Origin of the sequence: Paraburkholderia xenovorans, from assembly GCF_046030735.1 — a bacterium.
In the GTDB taxonomy this organism is placed as follows: Bacteria; Pseudomonadota; Gammaproteobacteria; order Burkholderiales; family Burkholderiaceae; genus Paraburkholderia; species Paraburkholderia xenovorans_A.
Map to the genome: position 1 here is coordinate 1 of NZ_JAQQBV010000057.1, position 20,628 is coordinate 20,628.

Annotated in this window: 16 protein-coding genes and 2 pseudogenes; 7 read left to right on the forward strand and 11 right to left on the reverse strand. The window is 58.5% G+C overall.

From position 1 onward, the window contains the following. Positions 1–369 precede the first annotated feature (369 nt). Complete coding sequence (locus tag PQQ51_RS32315) at positions 370–666, forward strand: hypothetical protein (RefSeq protein ID WP_408501263.1); 297 nt, start codon at positions 370–372, stop codon at positions 664–666. A 51-nt stretch (positions 667–717) separates the two neighbouring features. After that, positions 718–1,548: an MBL fold metallo-hydrolase gene (locus tag PQQ51_RS32320; RefSeq protein ID WP_408501264.1), complete on the forward strand. Its 831-nt coding sequence runs from the start codon at positions 718–720 to the stop codon at positions 1,546–1,548. A 39-nt stretch (positions 1,549–1,587) separates the two neighbouring features. Here PQQ51_RS32320 and PQQ51_RS32325 read toward each other — a convergent pair. The 3 genes and pseudogenes from PQQ51_RS32325 to PQQ51_RS32335 form a co-directional block, all read right to left on the reverse strand. Next, positions 1,588–1,760: pseudogene (locus tag PQQ51_RS32325) on the reverse strand (IS481 family transposase); the annotation flags it as partial. A gap of 351 nt (positions 1,761–2,111) precedes the next feature. Continuing rightward, positions 2,112–3,599, reverse strand: a complete 1,488-nt coding sequence (locus tag PQQ51_RS32330) for an N-acyl-D-amino-acid deacylase family protein (RefSeq protein ID WP_408501265.1) — start codon at positions 3,597–3,599, stop codon at positions 2,112–2,114. A 29-nt stretch (positions 3,600–3,628) separates the two neighbouring features. After that, on the reverse strand, positions 3,629–4,951 hold the full coding sequence (locus PQQ51_RS32335) for an MFS transporter (RefSeq protein WP_408501266.1): 1,323 nt from the start codon (positions 4,949–4,951) through the stop codon (positions 3,629–3,631). Between the two features lie 153 nt (positions 4,952–5,104). Here PQQ51_RS32335 and PQQ51_RS32340 point away from each other — a divergent pair, with 153 nt between their 5' ends. Further along, positions 5,105–6,019 carry a LysR substrate-binding domain-containing protein gene (locus tag PQQ51_RS32340; protein WP_408501267.1) on the forward strand — a complete coding sequence of 305 codons (915 nt, stop codon included), beginning with the start codon at positions 5,105–5,107 and terminating at the stop codon, positions 6,017–6,019. 75 nt (positions 6,020–6,094) lie between these two features. On the opposite strand, the gene PQQ51_RS32345 is transcribed toward PQQ51_RS32340, so the two are convergent. Together PQQ51_RS32345 and PQQ51_RS32350 are read right to left on the reverse strand one after the other, a co-directional pair. Then, a complete protein-coding gene (locus PQQ51_RS32345; protein ID WP_408501268.1) occupies positions 6,095–7,645 on the reverse strand; it encodes a methyl-accepting chemotaxis protein in 1,551 nt (516 codons plus the stop codon). A 314-nt stretch (positions 7,646–7,959) separates the two neighbouring features. Beyond that, a complete protein-coding gene (locus tag PQQ51_RS32350; RefSeq protein WP_408501269.1) occupies positions 7,960–9,204 on the reverse strand; it encodes an FAD-dependent oxidoreductase in 1,245 nt (414 codons plus the stop codon). A 187-nt stretch (positions 9,205–9,391) separates the two neighbouring features. Here PQQ51_RS32350 and PQQ51_RS32355 point away from each other — a divergent pair, with 187 nt between their 5' ends. The 4 genes and pseudogenes from PQQ51_RS32355 to PQQ51_RS32370 all read left to right on the forward strand — a co-directional run bounded on the left by PQQ51_RS32355 (position 9,392) and on the right by PQQ51_RS32370 (position 14,281). Then, positions 9,392–10,042, forward strand: a complete 651-nt coding sequence (locus PQQ51_RS32355; protein ID WP_408501270.1) for a helix-turn-helix domain-containing protein — start codon at positions 9,392–9,394, stop codon at positions 10,040–10,042. Between the two features lie 566 nt (positions 10,043–10,608). Next, positions 10,609–11,751, forward strand: a complete 1,143-nt coding sequence (locus tag PQQ51_RS32360; protein ID WP_408501271.1) for a porin — start codon at positions 10,609–10,611, stop codon at positions 11,749–11,751. Positions 11,752–12,210: 459 nt separating this feature from the next. Then, positions 12,211–12,613: pseudogene (locus PQQ51_RS32365) on the forward strand (hypothetical protein). Positions 12,614–12,877: 264 nt separating this feature from the next. Beyond that, on the forward strand, positions 12,878–14,281 hold the full coding sequence (locus PQQ51_RS32370) for a GGDEF domain-containing protein (protein WP_408501272.1): 1,404 nt from the start codon (positions 12,878–12,880) through the stop codon (positions 14,279–14,281). 183 nt (positions 14,282–14,464) lie between these two features. Here PQQ51_RS32370 and PQQ51_RS32375 read toward each other — a convergent pair whose 3' ends face one another. The 6 genes from PQQ51_RS32375 to PQQ51_RS32400 all read right to left on the reverse strand — a co-directional run bounded on the left by PQQ51_RS32375 (position 14,465) and on the right by PQQ51_RS32400 (position 20,626). After that, positions 14,465–15,259 (reverse strand): ABC transporter ATP-binding protein, encoded by a 795-nt coding sequence (locus PQQ51_RS32375; RefSeq protein ID WP_408501273.1) that lies wholly within the window; start codon positions 15,257–15,259, stop codon positions 14,465–14,467. 2 nt (positions 15,260–15,261) lie between these two features. Beyond that, positions 15,262–16,623 (reverse strand): ABC transporter substrate-binding protein, encoded by a 1,362-nt coding sequence (locus tag PQQ51_RS32380; protein WP_408501274.1) that lies wholly within the window; start codon positions 16,621–16,623, stop codon positions 15,262–15,264. 58 nt (positions 16,624–16,681) lie between these two features. Continuing rightward, complete coding sequence (locus tag PQQ51_RS32385) at positions 16,682–17,659, reverse strand: branched-chain amino acid ABC transporter permease (RefSeq protein ID WP_408501281.1); 978 nt, start codon at positions 17,657–17,659, stop codon at positions 16,682–16,684. 128 nt (positions 17,660–17,787) lie between these two features. Next, positions 17,788–18,669, reverse strand: coding sequence for a branched-chain amino acid ABC transporter permease (locus tag PQQ51_RS32390; RefSeq protein ID WP_408501275.1), 882 nt, complete (start codon positions 18,667–18,669; stop codon positions 17,788–17,790). 13 nt (positions 18,670–18,682) lie between these two features. Then, on the reverse strand, positions 18,683–19,477 hold the full coding sequence (locus tag PQQ51_RS32395; RefSeq protein ID WP_408501276.1) for an ABC transporter ATP-binding protein: 795 nt from the start codon (positions 19,475–19,477) through the stop codon (positions 18,683–18,685). A gap of 3 nt (positions 19,478–19,480) precedes the next feature. Next, positions 19,481–20,626, reverse strand: a complete 1,146-nt coding sequence (locus tag PQQ51_RS32400) for an AMP-binding protein (protein WP_408501277.1) — start codon at positions 20,624–20,626, stop codon at positions 19,481–19,483. Between the last annotated feature and the right edge of the window lie 2 nt (positions 20,627–20,628).

The window sequence follows — 20,628 nt, forward strand, 5'->3', positions numbered from 1 at the left end:
ATGTCCTGACTGGAGAGGAATATCGCCAGAAAGGCGGTGGCAATTTTGCAAGGTGGCAGCAACACATCACCGAGTGGCACTGAAACCTCTACAGCGATATCGGCCTTACGCCAGCGGTCAATGCTGACGAACTCCTCGTGCTATGTGCAAGCGGTCCCGAACCTTTGATCCGGATGGGCCTCACGCCGTTGGCCATGCGAGCAGTCGCGCTGGAGATATTTCCAGAACACCGTTGGCTCGCAAAAATGCCTCGCGGAAACGCTCATCTTGTCAGGAGCATGTCTGAAGGCGTCCACCTTTACTCGCCGATGACGGATCAACTGATGAGCTCCCGCATCGTTTCGACCGGACAGGAGAAATAGGCCCGCGATGCCCAATGTCACTATCTATATTCCTACGGGGCATATGCCGTCTGATGAGAGGCTTGCCGAGCTTTCCTGCGATTGCATCAAATTCTGTACGAATGTGCTTGGAGCGGCGCTCGAAAACGTTCATGTTATCTATGTAGAAGTTCGGCATGGGCACGGACATCCCGTCTTCGCGGAAGTCCAATATCGCCTTGAGACGTTTCGCACGCCCCCGGTAATGAACCAGTTTATGGAAGCCTTGGACAACGCCATCGAGCGCTGCACGGGGCGCACAGCGCGCGTCCGTTGTTTTGGTTAGGCCGCATCGAATATTCACGCCCGAAATTAGGAAGTCTTCTGGAGAAGAATTGTGTCCACCATTACCTTTCCAAGTCAGCGAGCCGGGGATTTCACGATCACCGCAATCAGCGACGGCTACCTTACCGCGAGCCTGGACTTCCTCTCGAATATCGACCAGTCCGAGGCCTCCAGAATGCAAAACGATGCAGGCCTGCAGGAGCCTTCCGCAGTGCATATCAACTGCTACGTGGTACGCGGAGCGGGCCGCACAATTCTCATTGACGGTGGGGCTGGAGGCATAAAGCAATGGGGCGGTCGCCTGAGAACCAATTTATCGCTTGCTGGCGTCGAACTATCCGAGATCGACACAATCCTGCTCACGCACGCCCATCCCGACCATGTCGGAGGGCTGGTGGACGCGGTCGGACAAATCACCTTTCCGAATGCGGAGCTTGTTGCCCATCATCGAGAGGTTGGATTTTGGCAGGATGACGGAAATCTAAGTCGCGCCAGCGAGCGTGCCCGCGGTAATTTCCTGATAGCGCGTCATGTGTTCGATGGCTACCGCGACAAGCTCCGTACTTTCGACGAGGGAGAAGTGCTTCCTGGTATCAAAGCCTTGCCGCTACCAGGATACACAGATGGACACTCCGGGTATCTTGTCGAATCCCATGATCAGGGCCTGCTTGTCTGGGGGGATATTGTTCATTTTCCTCACATCCAGATTGAACGCCCGGACGTATCGATTGCATTCGATCAAGACCCCTCCCTGGAAGCCACTAGACGATCACGGCTTCTGGACATGGTTAGTTCGGAGGGACTTTTGGTCGCCGGTATGCATTTGGGGGAACTCGGCTTTGCACGAATAAAACGAACGAGCGGGAATTACGGTCTGCTTTAAGAGACCGAAGCATGAGGCCGCGTGCAGAAGTAGCTATGTCTGAATCCCGCGAGCGCCCTTACGCTCGGCGCGCAGCCGGAAAATCGTCGCCCGATCAGCTTCGGAGACCTTCCGGTTGGACTGTTGAGAGGGCTGCGACTTTGAGAGCAAAGACCTTCTTCTCCAGCATCCCCGTAGCGTTGTAACCATTTGCGGAGTGTCGGTCTCGTGATACATCAGCACCCAACATAATCGAGTCGCAATCTCGCGGCCCATCGCTTCATTTTAGTTGAAGCGATGTGTGTGAATCACACAATTCATGGATGCCCCCGGAGCGAATTATTGTGATCGTTTACCGGAAAAAATTTCATCCGTGTTCAGCATCATGCGTGCCTAATGTGGTCCGGCAGTTCAGCGAAACCATATCGCTCGCCAACGACGTGTAAGGAGCTTGGTACTGGCCCGAGCATCATTTCATTATTGAGCCCGGCGCAATGACGCCGGTCAATGGAGCCGTTTCATGCGCGCGCGGAAAACATGAGCCGGCAGCAACAGGTAACCCACCACACGGGTGCTCGGATTCATCAGGTCATCGACGGTCGTTGCCCAGATCCGATTGCACAATCTTGCCGAATCGGATGCAGAAGCCTGCCGGGACATATTTCGGTATGGACACCGTGCTTCCAGGTAAGTTGCCCGTTAGCCACGACGTACTCGATGCCGACCGCCGTCCGGGTGGGATGATCATAGTCCGCCCGGTCAATCACCTGTCCCGCATCGAAGACGACGAGATCCGCCGCCATTCCGACCGAGATCGTTCCGCGATTCTCGATGCCGAAGTTACGCGCGGTCAGTCCGGTCATCTTCCATATCGCGGTCTCGAGCGGGAACAGCCCTAGCTCCCGGCAGTATCGCCCAAGTACTCTGGGGAACGTTCCCCACAAACGCGGGTGAGGCTTGCTGGTTCCGGGCAAACCGTCAGACCCAATCATCGTCGGCGGGAATTCAAGAATGCGCTGCACATCGGTTTCCGACAAAAGGAAGTAAATCGCCGAGCCGGGCTGCAAACGCTGTGCCGCTTCCTCTTTCGACACCCCCCATTCCAGGGCAATGTCGCCGAGATCTCGCCCCGCACATTCGGGATGCGGGTCACTCGCCACAACGAGGACACGCCCGTCCAGCAGGTTGGGGTCCGTGCTGATCATCGTCGAGCCGGCGTCGTAGGGGTAGCAATCGAGACATACGGCCTGCTGCTTCATCGTTTTCTGGATAAATGCGAGTGTCTGAGCCGAACGTCCATGGTTACGCCGGTTGCCGACCTTATGGTGCGAAATGATGACCTTCACGTCAAGCTCGCGACCGATCTGAAACGTCTCGGCCAAAGATGTCATGACATCGTCGGATTCGTCACGCATATGGGTGACATACAGGGCATTTCGCGAACTCAAGGCTCGGCCTACCTCGATGACTTCCGAGGTCAACGCCCGCTTCGCAGTCGGATAGAACAGCCCCGTCGACAGCCCAAACGCGCCGGCGTCCAGCGCGTCGGACAGAAGTGAACGCATGTCATCGATTTCGGTCTCGGTCGCGGGGCGATTCATATCGGTCATCGTGCACGCGCGTAGACTTGAATGACCCACGAGTGGGACAACATTGACTGCTGGGGGGCTGCGCCGAATACTATCGAGGAACGCACCGAACGCAGCAAAGCGCAATTCGTCGCGATCGAGTAGGCTCAGGGGCATCGGCAAAGGAGCACCTAGGGGAAGCGGCGCCGCACTCACGCCGCAATTGCCGGTCACGACGGTGGTCACGCCTTGCGAAACTTTGGCGGTCATCTGCGGCTCGACGAGTATCGCCTGGTCGTCGTGCGTATGCGCATCGATGAAGCCCGGCGCGACAATCTTTCCTCGAGCATCGATGACCTTGGGTGCTCGAGCCTTGCTAAGGTCGCCGATGACGGCAATGGTGTCGCCCAATATTCCCACGTCAGCGTCATATCGGGGAATTTTGGTGCCGTCGATGACAGTGCCACCAAGAATCAACAAATCAAACTCGTACGAGTCAGGCATACATTCTCCGTTCTTGTGCATGGCAACGTTCAGTCTTCAAGGGCTTTGCCGGTCCGATCGGCAATGAAGAGCAGCGCAATCGTGGACACCGCGGTGCACGCCACCGTGTAATAGGCAGCGGCAAGGTGGCTGTTGAAGGTGTGGGTAAGCCAGACCGCAGCGGTCAACGAGAACCCTCCGAATATCGAAACGCCTACGCTGTAGACAATGGACATTCCAGTGGCCCGGACCGCTTTCGGAAACATCTCGGGGACGACAGTAATGCTTGGTGCAGTACTCATGGCCATGAGAATACTAAGCACGCCAACCGAGATAAGGAGGCGGGCGGCCGATGGCGAGACGGACATCCAATGAAAGAGCGGAAGAAGAACCAGGATGAGCGAGATGCGTGCCCATATGACAACCGTCTTTCGACTGAATCTGTCGGACAGAAAACCAGCCAGCGGCGAGGCAAGCACAATCGTGATTCCCGACGTCAGCGCCGCAGCAATGGCGTAGCTCGGTGCAATGTGCAGTTCGCTGATCGCATAGGTCGGCACGTAGAAGGTGATGATATTCGAGCAGACGGTGCTGCCGATAATGAGCAGCGTCGCGGCGCAAAGTGTACGCCAGTGGTGGCTGAAAATTTCCGCTATCGGATTGTGGCGCGAGGGTTCATTGATTGCATTGCCCGTTGGCGCAACGGCTGCGCGCGGCACCTCATGAAGGCGCGCCCGGAACACCAGCGCGAGCGGTGCGATCGCTACGCCGATCAGAAACGGAACGCGCCATCCCCACTGTTCAATTTCCGCTTGCGACAAGCACGCCGTCAGAGTTAGCGATAACGCGGCGCCGAAGACGACGCCGAGGCCTTGACTGGCGAACTGCAAACTGCCGAAGAACCCGCGATGCCGTGCCTGCGCGTGCTCGACCAGCACCGTGGTGGAGGTTCCCACTTCCCCGCCCGCAGAAAATCCCTGCAAAATGCGGGCGAATACGATAATCGCCGGTGCCAGTAGTCCGGCCTGAGCATACGTCGGGGCTAGACCGATCAACGCGCAGCCCGTCGCCATCAGCAAAATGGTGGCCGTCAGCGCTGACTTGCGACCGTGTTTGTCTGCGTACGCACCGAAAAAGAACCCACCCAGTGGGCGTGCCACGTACCCGATGCCGTATGTCGCAACGGACGTCAGCAACTGGAGATACGGCGAGAGGGAAGGGAAGAAGAGTTTCCCGATGACAATGGCGAAGAAGCTGTAAGCCGTGAAGTCGAAGAACTCAAGCGCGTTGCCGACGGTTGTCGCGACAACAAGCGTTGGCGTACCATGTCTGAGTGCAGCAGGCCGCTTCGCAGCGGCGGTGATTTTGGGCAAGATAGTCTCCTGGAAAATTTTTGTGTTGAAGATGAAGTTTCAATGTGCCAGTTGAATTTTGATGAGATCAAAATTTTCGGGAAAGACAACTCTTCATGCTGAAACGAGGCAAAAAGTTATCCCATGCGAACGGCGCATGACGTAGGAGCGAGTATGAGATTTCACCAACTGACGATGTTTCTGGCGATGGCGGAACACGGGAGCATTCGCGGCGCGGCACGAGCGCTCGGTATAACGCAGCCCGCCGTGACCAAGGCCATTCGAATGCTTGAGCTGGAAGTTGGATTGCCGCTGGTTCAGCGCAATGTCAACGGGGTGGTGCTGACCTTGCATGGAGAGGCGCTGATCAAACACGCGCAAATCCTCCGAAATCAGATGTTTCATGCCGACGAGGCCATGCGCGCTCGTCGCGAAGGCGGCGGTGGAGTGGTACGCATTGCCGTGAGCGCGTCGGCGGCGATAACCCTGTTGCCCGCAGTACTCACTCGCTTTCAGGCGATTTTGCCGCGCTCGCGGGTGACGGTGCTTGAGGCGTCCGTCAAGAACACCATCGACGGGTTATCGGATGGCAGTCTCGACTTTGCCGTTCTGCCCATGGGCGACGACCAATTGCCACAGCACATTCAATTGCAACCGTTATTCGATATTTGCCAATGTGTTGTCGCGAGCGCGGGTCATCCGCTGAAAGATGCACGGTCGCTGGCTGAATTGCGTGAATGTACTTGGGTAACGCCACAATATCCTGGATGGGGTTCGGGGTCGTCTGTGCCGTGGTTTTGGCCTGCAACCATCGCACCGCCCACGACCGTCGTCGAATGCGGCTCGCTGGCGATCGCCCAGAGCCTGCTTCGCTCGCTTGATTGCATGACAATCCTTCCTGAGCCGACGCTAAACGAATGCCGGCATTCGACCGGGATTGTGGAAGTCCCCGTTCAGGAATCCATGCCGCATCTGAGCATGGCTATCCTTGTCAACAGCGAGCGCGCGTCTACGGAGACAGCGGCATCTTTGATGACGTGCTTTGTCGCGTCATCGGAAATGTATATGGAACAGCGTGAAGTACGTTGACGTCCGTTGGTCTCGGACAAATCCGGATTAGGCTGACTCTGCCTGTCGAGTCAAGTGCTGCTGTCTACAGATAGGCTATTTAGCAGGCGGCAGCGAAAAGCTCCCAATCGCTTCGCGCAATACATCGACCTGATCCTTCAGCGAATGTGCCGCCGCTGCCGCTTCTTCCACCAGCGCTGAGTTCTGCTGTGTCACCTGATCCATTTCACCCACGGCGCGGTTCACCTGTTCAATACCCGCGCTTTGCTCATTCGAAGCGTGGCTGATTTCATCAAGGATCTTGTTCACGCGGCGCACCGACCTCACGATTTCGCTCATCGTCGCGCCGGCGTTCGACACCAGCGACGCGCCTTCTTTCACCGTCTCGGTCGATGTCCCGATCAGCGCCTTGATCTCCTTCGCCGCCGTGGCAGATCGCTGTGCGAGGCTGCGCACTTCCGCTGCCACCACGGCAAACCCGCGCCCTTGTTCGCCGGCACGCGCTGCTTCCACGGCCGCGTTCAGCGCGAGGATGTTGGTCTGGAACGCAATGCCGTCGATCACGCCTATGATGTCGCCAATCTGCTCCGAGCTTTCTGTAATGCGCGTCATGGTGTGAATGACCTGCTCGACCACGCCGCTGCCGCGCTGAGCCACATCGGCGGCTTCGCCGGCGAGCCTGGCAGCTTGCGTCGCGCTGTCGGCGTTCTGCTTCACGTTGGCCGTCATCTCTTCCATGCTTGACGCAGTCTGCACCAGCGCGGCGGCTTGTTGCTCGGTGCGTTGCGACAGGTCGGTATTCCCCGCTGCAATCTCCGATGCCCCCACGTTGATGTTCTCGGCTCCGATGCGTACGCGCGTGACGGTTTCCACGAGACCGCTCTGCATCTCGCTCAACGCGAACATCAAGCTATGCGAGTCGCCGGTGGCAAGTGGCACGTGCGTGGTGAGGTCGCCGCGCGCAATGCGTTGCGCTGCGTCCACGGCAATGGAAGGATCGCCGCCGAGTTCACGCTTGATGCTGCGCAACACCAGCAGCATGACAAGCGAAGCGAGCACGCCGAGCACCGTGGTGATGGCAAACCAGCGCAGTGCGCTTGCGTAGAACGCGGCGTCGATGTCGTCCGTGTACATACCAGTAACAACGAACCAGTCCCACGGTACGAAGTGCATCGCGAAGCTCATCTTCGGCACGATGGTATCGCTGCCGGGCCTTGACCACAAATAGTTGACGAAACAGCCATCAGCCGCCGACCCGGCTCCGCTAACAATTTTGACAAAGAGCTTGGTGCCCGCCGCGTCGCTAACGTTCGCTACGTTTTGCCCGTTCAGGGCCGGACTGATCGGATGCATAATCATCGTGGGCTGCGAGTCGATTACGGTGATGTAGCCATCCTTGCCGTAGCGCATCGAAGCAAGCACTTCAAGTGCGCGCTTTTTCGCTTCGTCTTCGGAGATCGTCTTGTTTGCGGCGAGACTCTGGAGATGAGCCGTGGCGGTGATACCTTCGGCAACCAGCGCTTTCAATTGTTCGCGGCGATCGTCCATGGTGGCTGAGCGGCTTTGCCACGCCCCAATAAATCCGATCGCGACCAGTCCGAGCCATAGCACGGCAATCACCGATCCGAGCTTCTTATTCAATGTCATTTTCTTCATGGCTCCGCTGGCGCCAAGTGACGGCGCTCTTCCTCAAATAGCTAGGACAACTGTTGTTTAAAGATTGCGAAATCGCAGATCGCGCAACCGCACCGTCGCCTGACACTCTGCTCTTTCGTCAACCCGAACTTCGGCAGACTGGCCGAGATGCTTTCCACGAATGTGCGAGTCTGTTCTTCAATAGGACCGCTGTGTGGACGCGCTTCGACGATCCAGCACAAAAGAGCAGCGAAGTTGCCATGTCAATATTCCTGGGGTAAGCATGGCACGTCACCAGTCAGTGGTGACGTGCATTCGCTGAGCCACTAGGAGAATCTGTCCAGGCGATACGGAGTAACGTCGATTTGCGGGATCCTGCCCCCGATGAGGTCAGCGATAATTCGCGCAGAGCCGCACGCCATCGTCCAACCCATCGCGCCGTGACCACAGTTCAGCCAAAGATTTTCGTGTTTTCCCCGTCCGAGGAATGGAAGGTTGTCCGGCGTCATGGGTCGTTGGCCGACCCACTTGCTGGGTTCGAATCTTTTGACATCTGGTAGGACACTCGACGCAAACCTCGTGAGTGCATCGAATTGCTGTTCGATGCGTTTGCGATGAGGAATTCCAATGTCAGCAAAGCCCGTGAACCGTATGCGATCCTCGCCGAAGGCGGTCCACGCAATCTTGTGCGGAATGGAGACGGCTCCTGCCTTGGGAACCCCGCTAAACGGCCCTTTATAGGTGACGGAATAACCTGTAACACCGTGGATCGGCAAGTTGTAACCAATACGAGACAGCAAGCCGCGAGACCACAAACCAGACGCGATGACAACGGCGTCAGTATCGTATCTACGCTTGTTCGAAACGACCGCAGTGATCCGAGATCCAGACTGTTCAAGGCAAACGGCTGGCTCCGAAAGGTGTACCTGGGCTCCGAGTTTGACTGCCTCCTTGAGCGCCGCCGCCGCATAACGGGCAGCATCCCCCGTACCGTCGTTCGGACTATATATTGCCCTGTCGAACCGGATTGTAGAGGACTGAAACATCGGTTCGCATTCCAGAACTTCATCGGCATTAAGACTTTGAAAAGCCTCGCCCGCCTGGCTAAGAAGCTCGGCATCATCTGCGCCGAGCGATTCGTCCGACCCGTAAAGATAGAGGATCCCCGTGTGCTTACCGTCATATGAATCACGCGGAATCGTGCTTTGGCCAAACAGCTGATCACGAGAGTACGCTGACAATGCAAGCGCCGCACGCGAGTTCGCGAGCCATCGCTCCCGCTTGCTTTGCCGATTAAACATCAAACCCCATTTGATCAGTGCTGGACTCCAAGGCTGGTAGATCCCGATGCCGTCACCGATACCCAGCGCGGATTTGACCACCATCTTCATGACGCCGGGCTCGGCCCAACTGAAGCAGTGGCCCGGCGAGACCAGGCCCGCGTTGGCATGACTTGCGCCGCAGGCAGCCGCGTCGGCGCCTTCAAGAATATGAACTTCGTGCCCTTCACGTAGGAGGGCAAGCCCAGTCACGGTTCCCGCGATACCCGCGCCGACGACCACAATTCTCATGTCAATTAGTTCCCGTGAAAACGTATACTCAGAAGCGCAAATTCGCGACGGCAGATGTCGTGATGCAATCCTACCATATTTTGCGTTTACGCAAAATTCAGTCGACGCAATTGGCGTATTTTTGATGGTAAGTCCCGGTCGCCGGGCATCATCTGTGACGCAACCTGGCCGCAGGGCTGGAGGTTTCATGAAGGCAGTGCCAGAAAAGACAGAAACGGCTGCGCCGCTCGCGCCGACGGAGCTGGGGCAACGATTGCGTACGGCCCGGAAGCGGCTCGGGTGGACATTGATGCAACTGGCCGAGAAATGCGGAGTGTCCATAACCACGATCTCGCGAGCCGAGCGCGGCCAGCTTGCGCTGGGATATGAGAATCTCGCGGCACTCGGGCGCGCCCTGGAAATCGATCTCAGCACGCTGTTCTCGCGAGACCCACGAGAAGTCGCGTCGATGAGCGGACCGATCGTTACAAGGTCAGGAGGAGGCGTGGCCTATCGGGGCCTATCTTTCACTTATGAGTTTCTCGCCTCCGGAGTCGCGGACAAGCCATTCGAACCCTTGCTAGGAACAATTCATGCGCGCCAGTTCAATGGTCCGCAAGACTACGCGCGACATGCTGGTCATGAGTTTATATATGTCCTGAGCGGGGAGGTCGACGTCTATTTCGAAGCGATGGAAAAGGTTCGACTTCGCAAAGGAGACACGCTCTACTTTGACAGCCGAATAGGGCACGCGTACGTGACTGCGAGCAAGCAGCTTGCGAAGGTGGTCGGCGTGGTCACCGACGAGAGCAATCACATGGCATTTGCTCGACAAGGTCACGTCCGGGGCGTGGTCTGAAATGAAATAGAAATCGCATCAACCCAACTCCACATGTAGGCCCAGCCACATACCTGCGTCTACAACGCTTCTACTTCCAATAAATTTGCTTATCAGCAACATGCCGAAATTCTGGCGCATAGAAGTGTTTACCATAATTTGCGTATACGCAAATTATGTTTTAAATTTTGACCTATGCTCGGTCGCATCCAGTTCGCGATAAGCCGAGGGTGGTCTCATGGAACTCACGGTTTCGTGATGCAAACGCTCAGCGTCGGCCATGGATCCTTGCGATTGGCTCGGCAATATTCCTGTTTGAATGCTGTGAGCATGGCCCCTTCTTGCCGACGTAGAAAAAGTTGGCCAACGCGTTGTGCAAGTCGCAAGCGCGCCGCGGCAAAGACTTGCTCGGTGATTATTGACTAGTCCGCGCCGTCGTAATAAGGCTGTACTGGCCGCTACGGGATGTCCAGACGTCAACCGAGAGATGCGGACGGAGTGCATTGCAGCGCTCCTACATATAGGCATCAACTCTGCATCATCAGCATCGGGGAGAAAAAAGCACGCAAAGATGCCGAGCGTACTCAATGAGTAGTCGAACACTCAAATTTGCTCGATATCGCGGCGTGCTCAACGGCGATTCTTGCATCCTGATTAACATATCAAATAGTTTGGATACCTTAATGAAAGAGAAAATTTTCGTTGCGGCCCTGTGCTGTAGTGGTTCAGTATTCGCTCAATCAAGCGTTACGCTCTACGGGCTCATCGACGCGGGCGTTACCTACACAAACAACGTAGCTACGCCTATCGGCCACGGTTCAGAAATCCAGTTGTTGTCCGGGTCGAGTCAGGGGAATCGTTGGGGGATGACGGGCGTTGAGGATCTGGGTGGCGGACTGAAAGCTATTTTCACATTGGAAAACGGCTTCAACATTGGCACCGGAGCGCTCGGCCAAGGAGGTCTTCTGTTTGGACGTCAGGCGTTTGTCGGTCTGGACGGAAACTGGGGCACGCTAACAATTGGTCGTCAATACGATTTCATTGGCAGTGTCTTCCCGGCATACGCGATCGCATCAAACACACCGGCCGGACTGCTGGCATTCAGCCTGCCAGCTTATGCAGCCGGGGCCTACTCACTTGACAACCGGATATGGGGTGACGACGTCAACAATTCCGTAAAGTATCGATCTGCTTCGATGGCGGGGTTCTCATTGGGTGCGATGTACGGCTTCGGGAATGTAGCTGGTTCTATTGGGACCAACAGTTCGAGCAACTTTATCCTGAACTACGACAATGGCACATTCAGCACGTCACTCGCCTACATGTCTATCCACAACGCTACCGGAACGGCCAACTCAAGTGAGTTCGCTGGAGGTACTGCGTACAACCTCGGTAAGGTACGGATTTTTGCACTGGTGACCGACGTGCAGTTATCGAGCGGCACAAAGGCGCGTGCGTCCACCTATGAAGGCGGTATTGCGTATCTCGTCGAGCCGAGTGTTTCACTCGGGGGCGGGTATCAGTTCCAGCGGCGAAACAATGGGCTGGGCAGCGCGAATCAGGTGGTGCTCAGTGCGGACTATTTCCTATCGAAGCGTACTGATGTATATGTGGTCGGCGCACTCGCGCACGATCATGGTTTTGGCGCACAGACTCAGGCAGCGCTCGGTGCCCCATCGAGTACGGACGTCCAAACGGCGATACGCACAGGGATTCGTCATAAGTTCTGATTGAGTCTTCGTGCATGCCGACATAAGGGAGGCGACTAAAATATTGGACCGGTTTATGCCGCAATTCCCAGACTCTCCCGCTATTCGAGAGGGCTGAGAAAGTCAAGCGAGACCTTGATCAGCGTTGCTTTGTACCACGGGATGTAAGCACTGCCCAAACGCGTAGCCAGCAGACAAATCGAGGCGCAATTCGAACTACCGGTGCTAGCTCTTCAGAGCAATCTTGGCCGGATAGCCCAGTTGTCGAATGGTCGCAGCCACTCGTCGGCCCAGTTTGATGTACAGCACTGACGGCGTGGATACGGTCTTCGTACGCGTACATGAACTACCCCCACGTAGTCCAAGTTTTTATCCGCACCTCCGTGTCGATTGCCTCCAGATGATCGAGCAGGACGTGGAAGAGTGCCGGGTTCTGAACGGTGGCGTCAGCCGCGACAACGGCATTGATGGAAATACATCGTGTTAACTGAGCGGAAGCGCCGCGTCATGCTGTTTATCCAGCGTTTTTGACAACCGACCAGCGCGTGCATGACTTGCATGCCGGGGAGCTGGGGGAGGTGTCATGAGCCTCGCCCACTGGACGATTGCATTCCATACGGGTCAGCTTACTGAACTGCTGACCGTACTTTTGACCTTTACGCCTGTAGCGAAACTCTATACGAATCGATACGGCAATGCGTTTGTCGTCCGCTTCCTGGCTACGGCAGGTGACGCCTATTCGCACGCAAGTCATTACCGCCTCCCTTATATCGAGCACATCGTGACGGGCGCTATTCCAGCTCTTCTGGCGTTGGTTGCCTCGTATCTTTTCGAAGATCGCTCGCTTCGCCTTCGTGCAGCATGGACCCGGGTTTTCGGATAGGTTGTCCACCGACATTCTGAACCTCTTGGGGCGAATCGAACGAGGACTCTCAGATAAATTGCACGCCATTGCCGGGGCACCTGCAAGGCGCCGCGGGAACTCGGATCCGGTAGATGCCCTGATACGGTGGGCACAGTAAATAGCACTCTGCTGTCGTTCGTCGGAAAGGCTAATGCAAGTTAGCGAAAAATAAACTCTGACTCTGGAAACGCTACACTTTGCGTACCTACCCAAGCAAAGTTCCCTCCCAGCGATGTCATCCCAATGCCTACAGCCGACTCATTAAAAATATTTTCCAGTCGGCCTGACCTGAAGATCCTTGACCGGCTCGCCTCCATGCAGATGGTGTCCCTCGTGCTCGTTACACTAACCGCGGGAACCGTGCTTTGTGCCTGGCTGATTCCCGCGCTGGCTAAGCTTCTCCCCCATGGCTGGTCGTTGATGAAGATCAATACCGCCCTGTGCCTGCTGCTTGGAGCGGGCAGTCTGGCGCTGTCCCGAAACAGGCAGACGTCCCGTCATCTGATGTTGGGCCGCGTTTTCGCCGGGGCGATTGTCGTTATCTCCGGATCGGTGTTGCTTGAGCATCTGACCGGATGGACGAGCGGCATCGACACACTGCTGGCTGCCGACCCGACATCGAGTATGTCCGGACGCATGGCCCTGCAGACGTCGGTGTTTTTTATCCTGCTTGGCACGACATTGCTGTTTGTCCGAGCTCGCAAAAGCCAAATCTCCAACATGGTCGACATGCTCACCGTCGCGATGGTGGTTCTGACGCTGGTGATACTCGCCGGGTACTGTTTTGGGGCAGCCAGGTTTTTCGGCGAATCAGCCGACACGCGGACCTCGCCTCATACCCTCGCCTGTATGGCGCTACTGGTCTTCGTCAAAGTTGGGCGCCGGGCAGAGAGCGGCCATTTTTCTGTTCTTTTGGGAATCGGAATCGGCAGCCGCATTGCACGAACCGTTATGCCATTCGCGCTTCTGTTGCCGTTCCTGATGGTGAGCGGCAGCGCGTACACCACCCGGCAGGGCTGGCTATCCGCACCCTACGCAGCGGCACTCAGCGCGTCCGTAATCTCAATCGCGTTGTTCGGCCTGGTCATCCTGATGGCGGGGCGGATCAATGAGCTCGAATGCGATCTTCGCGACATGTCGCTGACCGACGAACTGACAGGGGTACTGAACCGCCGTGGATTCAATCTGCTCGGCGAGCAAGCTGTGCTGCAGGCGCGACGAGACCGGTCCCCTCTGACTGTTCTGTTCTTCGATCTCGACGGTCTGAAGCAGGTCAACGATAGTTTCGGTCACGAAGCCGGATCGTGTTTCCTGGTGGATGTAGCGACGTTGCTTCGCAACACATTTCGCGGTTCCGATATCGTTGCGCGGATTGGTGGGGACGAATTTGCTGTTGTCATGCACGACGATCTGGCCAAAGCAAGAATTGCCATGTCGCGCATGGATGAAAGCACCGTGGCCATGAACCGGAACGGCGGCAGGTGCTACCCGATCAGCTACAGCGTCGGTGAAGCAAGCCGCGATCTGGCCGAAGATGAATCGTTCGACCAACTTGTCGCGCGAGCCGACTCCATGATGTATGCGGAAAAGCACTCGAAGCGGTGGCACGCTAGACACCGTACAACCGTTAGAGAGATCCGGGTTTGATCGGGGGCCGAACATCTATATTGAAGATATTCTCGATATGACAACGAGCCACGTGCAGATGAGTGCGCACGACCTTATGGGCCTGCGATTGAAAGCGCGACCCTGTTGCCGATCTTCAATCCCCTAAAGGACGTTGGGTCGTAAAGTCCATCATACCGCGGTGGGTTTGAATGAGGTCGTGAGCTAAGCCTGCAAACGACGAGATCCTCTCGCGGCTCCGTCGACATCAGCTTTGCTGCTTCCCAGATAGGCGTCCCGCAAAGTGTCGAGGCCGAGCAGTGTTTGTGCGGTGCCTTGCGCGACCACCCGGCCGCTTTCCAGCACATAGCCGAACTGTGCATAGCGCAATGCAATCGCCGCGTTCTGTTCCGCCAGCAGAAAACTCACGCCGTCGTCTCGATTGAGGGCCGCCACGGTCTCGAAGATTTCTTCGACTACTTGCGGAGCGAGCCCCATGGAAGGCTCGTCCAGCAAGACCAGCGCAGGCCGCGCCATTAGCGCACGGCCGATCGCGACCATTTGCTGTTCTCCACCCGACGTGTATCCCGCGAGCGCCAGGCGGCGCTCCTTCAGGCGCGGAAAGATTTCGTAGATTCGATCGAGATCCGCCGAGAGATCGCCGCGTGTCGGCCGTCGCACGAATGATCCGAGCCGCAGGTTGTCTTCAACCGACAAATGCGCGAAACAGCGGCGTCCCTCCAGAACCTGAACGAGACCACGCGCCGCGAGCGTCCACGGATCGGCGTTGCCGATCGAGTCGCCGCGATACGTGATATGGCCCGACGTCAGCTCGCCCCGTTCTGCGCGTATTAGGCTCGAGATGGCCTTCAGCGTGGTGGTTTTGCCCGCGCCATTGCCGCCCAGCAGCGCGACGATGGCGCCGGCGGGCACCGTCAGCGAAACGCCGCGCAAAGCCGGAATGAGCTGGCTATAGGTGACGGCGATGTCGTCGACCTGCAGAATCGGGGCGGCGCTCATGCTCAGAGATCCTTGCTGCAATCGCGCGGGGTAATGCCTTTTTCCCTGGCGTACGCATTCGCCGACTTCTCGATGATCGGCCGCAGCAGCGCACGATCCGCCTGCACCCAGCCGCTGATGACCTTCCATTGCTGGCCGTCCCACTGCTGGAAGCGGACCGCGCCGCCGCCTTCGTGATCGGAGCACGAGAGTTTCAGCGGCTGAACCAGCCCGTAAGCGCCCAATTGTTTGAGACGTGCGTCGTCGAGATTCAGATGTTCGAAGCCCCAGCGCACCTGTTCGCCGGTAAGCGGTTTGTTGCCGAATCTGGCTTGCGCCACGCGCACCGCCTCAACATTGAGAATGCCGTTGACCACACCGAGGTTGTAGTAGACCGTGCCGAAGCGCGCGGGGTCTTTGAGGTTGCCGTTACCCGGTTTGATCACATACTGGTTGATCGCCTGAATGACGGGGAAGTCGGTGCCCGAAGGATGCGTGGTGATCGAGATGAAACCCTTCGCGGCGTCGCCTGCCGGGCGGGCATCCTCCTCGGAATTGCTCCAGATGTTGCCGATGATGTGATTGGCCGGAAAGCCCACTTTCTGCGCTGACTTCAACGCCACCGGATTCATCACGCCCCAACCGCGCAGGATGACCCAATCGGGATTGATCCGGTGAATGGTGAGCCACTGCGAGCCCTGCTCGTTACCGGGATGCGGCACTTCGATCTGCGTGAGTTCGAAGCCGTATTTTTTCGACAGCGTGTCCAGCACGGGAATCGTTTCGCGGCCGTAAGGAGAACCGTGGTAGAGCACCACGATCTTCTTGCCCTTGAGCTGATTCAACCCGCCGGATTGCTGGCCGATGTAGTTGACGATCGCGGAGACTTCGCTGTACGGGTTGAGTTGCAGCGGGAAGACGTACGGAAAGACCGCGCCGTCGGTCGAATCCGTGCGGCCGTGGTTGATCGTGATCAGCGGAATTTTATCGGCGGTGGAGCGGTCGAGCGTCGCGTAGGCGATGCCGACCGAAAGCGGATTGGTAGCCGCCGCGGGCGCACCGTTCAGGCCGCCTTTGAGCCGTTCGTAGCATTCCACGCCCTTTTCCACGACGTATTCGGTTTCGCACTCGCTCCACGTCAGCTTGACGCCGTTGACTCCGCCGTCGCGTTTGTTGATGAGGTTCATGTAGTCGATGAAACCGCCAAAGAAGCCGCTGCCGCCGGCCGCATACGGGCCGACGCGATAACTTTGCAGCGGGAAGTATTCTTCGCCGGCGGCCCGCGCGGTGGGCGCCGACGCGGCGGTCAGAGCAAGCATCAAACTGGCGATAGCCGCCACGCGCGATACCGTCCCGCGTCGTTTGAGGGAGTCGATGAAATTCATACTGAGCGAACCTTGAATAGATAAGTGGAGTTGCGAAGGAGGAGGGAAGAACCCGGCGTCACGCACGCAACGGCCAGTCGCGCAGACGATTCCACGCGGTCTGAACCAGTCTTGCGAGGCCGTCGGGCTCCTTGATGAGAAAAACGATAATCAGCGTGCCGAAGAGGATTTTTTGCAGGTTCTGCAACTGGCCGGCTTCGATACCGACGGCAGCGAGTGCACCGGCCGCGTGCGAGAGAAGAATGGGGAGCAGCACGATAAACGCCGCCCCCAGAAAATTTCCGCCGATACTGCCCATGCCGCCGATGATGATGATGAACAGCACCTGAAACGACAGATCGAGGTCGAAGCCGTGCGGCTCGACGGTGCCCAGATAAGCGAACGCCCACAGCGCGCCTGCCACGCCGATCACGAACGAACTCAGCGCGAAGGCGAGCAGCTTGGTGCGGCCGACCGGAATGCCGATCACGTGCGCCGCCGTGTCCATGTCGCGCACGGCCATCCAGCGTCGGCCGAGTTCGCTGCGCGCGAGGCGCGCCGCCAGCACGAACAGCACCGAAGCGACACCGAGTACGAGCAGATAGCGGGCGGCGGGCGTGTCGATTTTCCAGCCGAATGCCGTGAGACGCGGCGCGCTCAGGACGCCCGAGGTATCGTCGTTGGAAAACCAGCTGACCCGCGTGAAGATCCATTCCACGAAAAACTGCGCGGCGAGGGTCGAGACGATCAGGTAGAAGCCCTTGATGCGCAGACTCGGCAAGCCGAACAGCGCGCCGGCAACGGCGGTGATCAGTCCGCCGAGCAGCAGGTCGACGGCCAGCGGCAGCGCCGGCACGCGCACGACCAGGTTGTAAGTGGCGTAGGCGCCGATCGACATGAACGCGGCTGACCCGAGCGAGAGTTGTCCCGCATAGCCGGTGACAAGGTTCAACCCCAGGCCGGCGAGCGACAGCACGAGAAACGGAATCAGAATCGCGTTGAGCCAATAGTCGTTGCCGAATACCGGTACGACGACGAACGCGATCGACGCGAGCATGGCCGTGAGCCCGATCTTCAGCAGCAACGAGCGCCGCGAATAGGGTTTGAAACCGCGGGGTTTGAAACTGCGCGGTTTTAACTCGCGCGGCGCGTTCACAGGGCGGGGAGCGGATGACATCGGCGACCTCACACGCGTTCGACGGCGGGTTCGCCGAATAAGCCGACCGGCCGCGCGAGCAGGAACAGCATCGCGAGCAGGTAGGGAAACCAGTTTTCGATGCCGCCGCCAAGCAGGCTGCCGACATACACCTCGGCGAGTTTCTCCGACGCGCCGATCAGCAGACCGCCGACAATCGCCCCGCCAATCGACGAAAATCCGCCGATGATCAGCACCGGCAGCGCCTTCAGCACCACCAGCGACAACGAGAACTGCACGCCGAGCCGGGCACCCCACAGGAGCCCCGCCACGAGGCTGACGAAGCCTGCCAGCGCCCATACGATCGCCCACACGCGCGGCAGCCGCACGCCGATCGCCAGTGCCGCGAGCGGGTCGTCGGCGACGGCGCGCAACGACAGGCCGAGCCGTGTGCGGCTAGTCAGCAGCGACAAGCCGATCACGAGCACGCCGGCGGTCGCCGCGGCGAAGATGTCGAACTGACTGATCATGACGCCGCCGACGTTCAGCGGCTTGTCGTCGATGCCCAGATCCAGGCCGTGCACCTGAGCGCCCCAGAACAACTGGGCCGCGCCTTCGAGAATGAAGCTCAGACCCAGCGTCGCCATGAACAGAACAATGGGCGGGCGATTGACCAGCGGCCTTAACACAAGACGTCCGATCAGCAACGCAATCACCACGAGTGCCGCGAGCGTCGCGCCGAACGCGAGCACCGGGTTCACATGCCGCTCGACCAGACTCACGTAGGTGAGCGCGCCGAACAGCACCATCGACCCCTGCGCGAAATTGAATACACCGGACGCTTTGTAGATCAGCACGAAGCCGATCGCGACCATCGAGTACATCACGCCCGCCAGCAAGCCGCCGACGAGTACTTCGAGGAAAAATCCCATGTTGTCCGGTCTCTCAATGACGGGTGCCGAGATAGGCGGCTAGCACGTCCGGGTTGCTGCGCACGTCGGCGGGGGCGCCGTCGGCAATTTTCCTGCCGTAGTCGAGCACGACCACGTGATCCGACAGGTCCATCACCACGCCGATGTCGTGCTCGATGAGCACGACCGTCACGCCGAATTGCGTATTGGCGTCGAGCACGTAGCCGGCCATCGCACGTTTCTCGTCGCCGTTCATGCCGGCCATCGGTTCGTCGAGCAGCAGCAGGCGCGGCTCGGCGGCGAGCGCGCGAGCCAGTTCGACGCGCTTTTGCACGCCGTACGGCAATGTGCCGACGGTGGTATGGCGATAACGTTGCAGGTCGAGCGCGTCGAGCACGACCTCGGCATAGCGGCGCTGCGCCCTTTCATCGCTGCGCGCGCGGCCGATGTTCAGCGTCTGTTCGAGCCACGTGCTGCGCCGATGCAGATTGCGGCCGGTGAGCACGTTGTCCAGCACGCTCATCCGGCGAAACAGCGCGATGTTCTGAAACGTGCGGGCGATGCCGTTGTGCGCCGCGTGATAGGGATTCATCCGCCGATAGGTGCGGCCGTCGAAATGCACACTGCCATGCTGCGGCTGATAGACCCCGTTGATGACGTTGAGCAACGAGCTTTTGCCCGCGCCGTTCGGTCCGATCAATGCGCAGATTTCACCCGTGCGCACCGCGAAGCTGATGTCGGTGACCGCTTTCACGCCCTTGAACGACAGCGAAATGTGATCGAGTGACAGCAGCGCATTGGAAGACGTCGTGATCGAATGTTGGGTCATGCCTCAATACGCCGGTTGTTGCGCCACACCGTCCGTCCCGTAGCGCGGGCCGGTCGCAGTTTCATGCGGCTGGTCGACGCGTCGCCACTCGCCGCTATCGGGCCACGCGCGCACGTCAACATGTAACGCTGCGAACAGCGCGCCGGTCGCCTCGTCGAGCGGCGGCCCAATGACGAGCGCGGCACGCGTGCGCGAAAAGCCGATCACTTCACGCAATGGACGCGTGATGAACCACCACGTCAACATGAGCGCGAGCGGACCACCTTGCTGGCTCTGGCCCCTGTTGATCAGGCGACGACGCCATGAGCGTGCGCCCGGCAGGCGGTCGTCGACGAGCTGGGCCACCCGGGCGTAGGTTTCGCGCGTGCCGGCAACCAGCGTCGGCGCGAGTTCGCGGCGATCGTTGTCGCGGGTAGCAAGCGACTCCGGAAAATTCAGACGGAAGCCGCCCAGCACCCATGGCGCAATCAGATAGCGCGCCTGGGAAGCCGCGGCGAATGCGCGTGCGGCAAACGCTTCGTCGTCGGCAGTCAATTGCTCCGCAGCGACGAGTTGCCGTGCCTCTTTGACCAGAGTCGCATGAGTGAAACGCTGGGCAACGAGCTGTCCAGCGGTATCAATACGCACGAAGGCAAAGGCGTCATCGTGCGGGCTAGCGGTGGCGGAGAAGCTGCCTTCATGTCCGATCGACAAGGCGCGATAGTCGGTCACTGCGGGATGCGGGTGAGGCGTCAGATTGCGCGGATTGGCGTCGATCACGCGCAATCCTTCATGAGCGAGCAGACTGTCCACCTGGCTGTCGTTTTCGGCGAACACGAAGCGCGGGGCGAGGTGCGTGAGGATGGCTCGCAACGCGTCGCCAGCGGTTTGCGGATCGAGCGGTATGGCCACACCGCCGTTCCATTGCGCGGCAAGCGACAGCAACAGCGCCTCCTCGCGCGGATGACTGACGAGCAACAGCGCGTCGCCTGCCGTAAAGCCGCGTTGTGCGAGGCCGGCGGCCAGTTGCTCGACCGCAACTGTCACGTCGTGCCACAACAAGGTGTGCCATGCGCCCAACTGTTTGTGGCGCAACGCAATGGCATGCGGCCTCTGCTGCGCCTGATGGCGCAGCCAGTCCGGTAGTGTCGACGGCTGAGCGCTTGTCATGA